General features: G+C 44.5%; 5 protein-coding genes. 3 read left to right on the forward strand and 2 right to left on the reverse strand.

The window, feature by feature from the left end; genetic code table 11:
* Positions 1–97: 97 nt before the first annotated feature.
* The 3 genes from LC574_RS21745 to LC574_RS21755 all read left to right on the forward strand — a co-directional run bounded on the left by LC574_RS21745 (position 98) and on the right by LC574_RS21755 (position 2731).
* Positions 98–322 carry a hypothetical protein gene (locus tag LC574_RS21745; protein ID WP_229455561.1) on the forward strand — a complete coding sequence of 75 codons (225 nt, stop codon included), beginning with the start codon at positions 98–100 and terminating at the stop codon, positions 320–322.
* A gap of 401 nt (positions 323–723) precedes the next feature.
* The gene (locus LC574_RS21750) at positions 724–1077 is read left to right on the forward strand and encodes a hypothetical protein (protein ID WP_229455562.1); all 354 of its coding nucleotides are present in this window, start codon (positions 724–726) and stop codon (positions 1075–1077) included.
* Positions 1078–1690: 613 nt separating this feature from the next.
* Positions 1691–2731: a chemotaxis protein CheB gene (locus LC574_RS21755; RefSeq protein ID WP_229455563.1), complete on the forward strand. Its 1041-nt coding sequence runs from the start codon at positions 1691–1693 to the stop codon at positions 2729–2731.
* A 321-nt stretch (positions 2732–3052) separates the two neighbouring features.
* Here the strand turns inward: LC574_RS21755 and LC574_RS21760 are convergent, their stop codons facing one another.
* Together LC574_RS21760 and LC574_RS21765 are read right to left on the reverse strand one after the other, a co-directional pair.
* A complete protein-coding gene (locus LC574_RS21760; protein WP_229455565.1) occupies positions 3053–3262 on the reverse strand; it encodes a hypothetical protein in 210 nt (69 codons plus the stop codon).
* A gap of 679 nt (positions 3263–3941) precedes the next feature.
* Positions 3942–6217 (reverse strand): ATP-binding protein (locus LC574_RS21765; RefSeq protein WP_229455566.1); only part of this gene is annotated, 2276 nt, incomplete at its 5' end.

Here is a 6217-nt window from a genome sequence, read left to right on the forward strand (position 1 = left end):
AGCCCCCCGCCGAACTGATTGGCATCGTAATATTGTTGCAATACTTGCTGTTGCTGTGGGCTGAAGTGCCAGTGATGCTGAATGTTTCGATGCTTGGATGGAACAGTTAAAAACTGCGATCGCCAAGCATCGAAACATTCAGCATCACTGGCACTTCAGCCCACAGCAACAGCAAGTATTGCAACAATATTACGATGCCAATCAGTTGCTTATCGATTGCCTTAATAGCAACTGTGAGATCACAGACGTTGTGCGGCAGGAGATTGAAGCCAGTTTGTTGCCGATAAAAGAACTTCAAAAGCGAGAATGGCAGGGATTGTGATGAGGCAGGGGGCACACTTCGGCTGCGCTCAGTGACCAGGGGGAGCAGAGGGGGAGAGGAGATATATTTTAGAATGCAACAATGAGTCTTTGATATTCATTAATATCATGTCCGATAAATTACTTGTGATATCATATCCGCCAAATTACCCATAATAAAAGAACCCCACCCCCAACCCCTCCCCGCCTGCGGGGAGGGGAGACAAAGCACAGCTTTGGCGGGGTGGGGTTCTTCGGGTTTTATAAGCAATCAAGCGGACATGATATGATATGTCATTGCGAGTGGAACGAAGTGAAACGAAGCAATCACAACGTCTGGAGCGATTGCTTCACTCCGTTCGCAATTGACTTGTGTTTAACCGGACGTGATATAATGAGGCTCAGAACTCCATTAATGAGTCTTTGAACTCCATTAATGAGGCTCAGAACTCCATTAATGAGTCTTTGATATTCATTAATGAAGCTCAAAACTCCATTAATGAGTCTTTGATATTCATTAATGAGGCTCAAAACTCCATTAATGAGTCTTTGAACTCCATTAATGAGCCTTTGATATTCATTAATGGGCCTTTGATATTCATTAATGAGGCTCGGAACTCCATTAATGAGCCTTTGATATTCATTAGACTCTTGCAAAAATCCTTGAATCACCCCTCCCCAACCCTCCCCGATGTGTTGGGGAGGGGGGCAAGATTTCAAGTTTCCCCTTTTTATAAGGCTCTGACTTTTCACGGTATCTGGAAAACCTCTCTCTAAATCTCTCTCCTTTTAGAAGAGAGACTTTGAATTTTCCCCCTTCCCGCCACGGGTTGGGGGTTAGGGGGTTAGGTTTTTCGTGCGCTTTTCCACATAACGTGAAAAGTCAGTATAAGGCTACGGTGTACACACAAGTCTGAAATAGCTGATTAACCAAGGTTTTACCCCACCCTAACCCTCCCCTTATAAAGGGGAGGGAACCGGATTTTCTTGTTTCCCCCCAAAATATCGGGGGGATTAAGGGGGGTAATTCGACTTGTGTGTACACCGTAGCCTTTCTAAGGAAGGATTAAGGGGGGTCTATTCGACTTATGCAAGTCTATTAATGAGACTTATACCATTTCTTTGTGAGGCTGCGCCAAACCCTTTTCTTCCTTATACTTAAATATGGTTTAACGCATCTTCATACAGAAGATGTTTAATTATTTAGAAGACATATAGGAATCATATTTGATTTTTGAAATTATCTACGTGGGCGGGGAGTGGGGAGTAGGGAGTAGGGAGTAGGGAATAAGGAATTAGGCTTTTCGATCTGTACCGAGCTTTTTCATAAATCAAATATTAGTCCTATAGATAACATTGGGCAGCTTTTATTCACTAAGAAAAGGTATCTATGCTTGGACACGACATTATTGTTATTGGCACTTCGGCAGGCGGACTCAAAGCACTGGGCGCAATCTTGGGTGCTGTGCCTGCTGAGATTGATGCTGTCTTCTTCATTGTTCAGCACCTCGCAGCGGATAAGCCCAGCATTCTCCCCCAAATTCTTACAGATGTAGGCTCTCTCCCAGCATCTCACCCGGCAGATGGAGAGTCAATTCAAACCGGGCGAATCTATGTCGCACCGCCCGATTATCACCTGTTGGTCAACCAAGGCTTGATGCGTGTCGTGCGTGGGCCTCAAGAAAACCGCTTTCGACCCGCGATCGATACGTTATTTCGTTCAGCCGCCCGCGCTTATGGTACAAGGGTGGTAGGTGTGGTACTTACTGGCTATCTCGATGATGGCACGGTGGGGTTGCAGGCAATCAAGAAACGGGGCGGAGTGGCGATCGTTCAAGACCCGAAGGAAGCAGAATACCCCAGCATGGCAAAGAGCGCCTTGCGGCATGTGAAGGTCGATTACTGCTTGCCACTTGCAGAAATCCCAGACTTGCTAGTGCAGTTGTCAAAGGAACCCGCCGCCAAGGAGGAGGCATATCCCGTGACCGAAGAAATCGAAATTGAATCCAGAATTGCTGAACAGCAGATGAATACTCAGGAGTTTTTGAAGAATGTAGAAGCGATCGGGACTAGAACGACTTACACCTGCCCTGAATGCAACGGCAGCATCTGGCAAATTGGCAAAGAAGAGCCGCTACGGTTTCGCTGTCACACGGGGCATTCCTTTACAGCTAGTGTGTTCCTGGCAGAGCAAACTCAGAATCTCGAAAATGCGCTATGGTCGGCTGTGCGAGCAATGGAGGAAAAGGTTACATTCTCCCGTCAAATGGCAGAACAAATGAGAAACTACAATTTAACTAGTGCCGTAACAAAATATGAAGATCATGCAATGAATTTGGATAAAGAGGTGTCTTTAATTCGAGATATTATTCTCAACGGCTTTGCCACGAAACGATCTATTGCCGCAATAGAGGAAGATCAGCCGGAGTAGCTGGAGGCTGAACCTTCTTTAATCACTATCGCTATAAAAATCCAAAACCTTAAGTCAACACTGTATTAAGTTAGCTAGGGGATGAGAGGAATACTAGGTTGTAGCCCTGTAAAAAGGAGAGCATCCCAATGCAAGCAAATTTATTTAAGATAATGAGTCGTCATTGCGAATGAAGCGTTCGCGGTAGCGTCTCTAAGAGTTGCGGAATGAAGCAATCAATCGCCAAAGTACAGATGTTGCAATTGCTTTGCTTCACTACGTTACGCTCGCAATGACAAATCATGTTTTTACACATTTGGGATGCTCCCGTAAAAAGCCTGCTTATGTCGTCCGCAAATCTGCCTCGGTGAGGAGTATCATCGTTTCTGCACCAACTCTGCCAAAGTCAGGCTCTAGCCCTAATGCCATCTCAATGAGATACGTCCATGTGCCAGATTCAGGTGTATAGCTGCGTACAATCCCTTCTCCACCAACAAAGCTCACCCATTGGGTATTGCGAAACTTAGGCACTTTCATGAAGGTTGCAGTCATGCTTTTGATTCCTCAATTCATAAGTTGATACTTTCTGTTTTAGTAGAAGAAATCAAACATATTTTGTATCTTTTTAAGTAAAGATGTCAAACATCATCTATAACTTTGGAATGTTTTAGATGCAAATTAAACAATTTATACGTAATTCAAACGTTTATTCAAACATGATATATAGCAGTCATAAATAATTTGTGAAAATTTTGTTATGGTCGTCCTTAGTCATTTGTCACTTGTACTGAGCGTAGTCGAAGTATTGGTCATTTGTGATTACAAAGGACACATAACTAATGACTAATGACAGCAAAGAGAAAAATATTTCACAAATGATTTAGGAGGGAGCATCCCACTTTTTTACATGTCATTGCGAGGAACGAAGCAATCGCAAAATTCTTCAGGTCAAAACGAGTCCATGAGACAATACCGTTCAGTTAAGCCCAAAAACCTTGGTAGAGACGCGAAATTTCGCGTCTCTACAGGTCTAAAATCAGTACCAAAAATCCTTAACTGAACTGTATTGGTCCATGAGATTGCTTCGTCGTTCCTCCTCGCAATGACAGTTATTCTCAAGAGCAAAATAAAAACTGGGATGCACCCTGTAAGCTCTAGCCTTATGAACGAGATTACGTTGTTTCACCCTTCAACTCACATAAGCCGTGAATTACGAATTACGAATTACGAATTACGAATTATCTGTGATTCGTCCACTCAAGTTTGCAACCATCAATACTAATTCAGTAAGCTCAATCGGTTTAGCTAAATGTATTTGGAAACCAGCATCAATCGCCCTTTGCCGCTCTTGTTCGGTGACATAGGCAGTGATTGCCGCTGCTGGAATTTGTCCCCCGGCAGATGCATCAAGCGCTCTCACCTGACGAATCAGGGAGATACCATCTTCATCTGGCATCCCAATATCTGCTAGAAGTACATCATATCTGCGAGGAGATTCAGTTAGAGCCGCGATCGCTTCCCTTGCCGATGTCACAACCACTACTTCCGCCTCGAAGTCTTCTAACATCCATTTGATTAAGTCGCGGCTATCTAGTTGATCGTCTACAGCTAAGATGCATAAGCCTTCAAGGGTAACAGATGGACGCTTACCATCTAATGTATCTGGAGCCTCTGATAAAACGCTCGGCTCTAAATAAGTTGGCGGTGTAATCTCTGGCGGTATTGAGCGCAGAGGCAGCCTGATGGCGATCGTGGTTCCTCGTCCCTCGCCTGGACTTTGTGCTTGAACTGTTCCACCGTGAAGTTCTACAAGATGACGGGCGATTGACAAGCCCAATCCAAGTCCCGGACTCGTTTTGGTGGTGCTGGAATTTCCTTGGCGGAAGCGGTCAAAAATATATGGCAGCAAGTCTGCCTGGATGCCAATTCCTGTGTCGCTGACTTGAATTTGGGCGTGAGTATCTACAGCTTCGAGCATGATTCCCACTCGCCCATCGGCTGGAGTGAACTTAATCGCGTTAGAAAGTAAATTCCACAGAACTTGCTGTAAACGGTCAAAATCTCCGACAACTGTCGCCGAGTTCAACTGTGAAACAATTTGAATGCTTTTCGCCTCTGCGGAAAATTCTATAGACTTAATGGCGGCATCCACTACTGAAACTAGATCGATTAGACGAGTGTTTAAATGAAGCTTTCCACTCGTAATCCGTGAGAGATCCAGCATATCATCGATTAATTTAGCTTGCACTTTAGCACTCCGCTCCACCACTTCCCAGGCACGAGTGATTGTTGAAGAATCTAGATCGCGCTTGCGGAAAAGTTGCGCCCAGCCCAGTATAGTATTAAGCGGGTTACGAAGTTCATGGGAGAGATTCGACAGGAATTCGTCTTTAGCTCGGTTGGCGATTTGGGCCTCTTGACGGGCTGACTGCTCCTGTGCTAAAAGGTTAGATCGCTCTAACTCGAACTGCTTGCGATCGCTAATATCTTCAATCGCCAGCAAAATCCTTTGGGCTTCTCCCTGTTGAATAATTTTCCAACCATTGAGCAGCATGGTTTTCTTCCCAATCTGCTCAAAACAATGCTCTACCTCCAAGTTTTGAATACTTGTATCGTTAACCAGAATGTCTTCTAAGAGCGGTTGTAGTCCAGGTAGGTTCCACTGACCATTCCCTAGTTCAAAAATCAGAGATTGCGTTGTCTGTGCTGGTGAAACCTGAAATGTTTCATAAAACGAGCGATTGGCTTTGTTCACCTGGAAATCAGAATCAAGCACGATTAATGGCACTTGTACCGTCTCCACAATCGCTTCAGCGTAATTCCGGGCTTGTTCTAAAGTTGCGGCATTGCGTTTAAGAACATCAATATCTATTAACACTAACACTATACCGTCAATCTGGTTTTCTGTGGTGCGATAAGGACGGATGCGGAGGTTATACCAATGTCCCCCCATAGTTTGGACTTCTAATTCTTTGATGCTGAGTGTGTCAAGTACTTCCAAAATTAGAGGTTCTAAATCAGGAATATTCAGATTGGCTCTGATATCGCTCAAAGGTCGTCCAGCATCGGTGGGAATTAAATTGAAAAGCCGCTGCGCCATTGGCGTAAAACGTCGAACGCGTAAGTCCGAAGTCAATATCAAAATGGGAATATTGATACTGGCAAGCAAATTCGTCAGATCATTGTTAACTTGGTGTAATTCCTGATTTCGAGAGCGAAGTTCTTCATTAGTTGTGTTGAGTTCTTCGTTGGTTGCCTGAATCTCTTCTTTGGCAGTTTCTAGCTCCTCATTGGTGCTTTGCAACTCTTCATTGCTGGAGAGGATTTCTTCATTAGCAACTTTCAGGTCTTGATTGATGTGTTCCTGCTCTTGGATCACCGCTTGCAGATATTCTTGAGTCGCAGCCCTCTCTTGGTTGGCGTTTGCGAGTTCAAGCCTTAGCCGAACAATTTCCCGCTCTAAGTCTGGCTGCTCTTGCCTCTCAGGATTTACCGGGTTGAAGTTGT

The sequence above is a fragment of the Nostoc sp. CHAB 5715 genome (assembly GCF_020829685.1).
Classification (GTDB): domain Bacteria; phylum Cyanobacteriota; class Cyanobacteriia; order Cyanobacteriales; family Nostocaceae; genus Nostoc.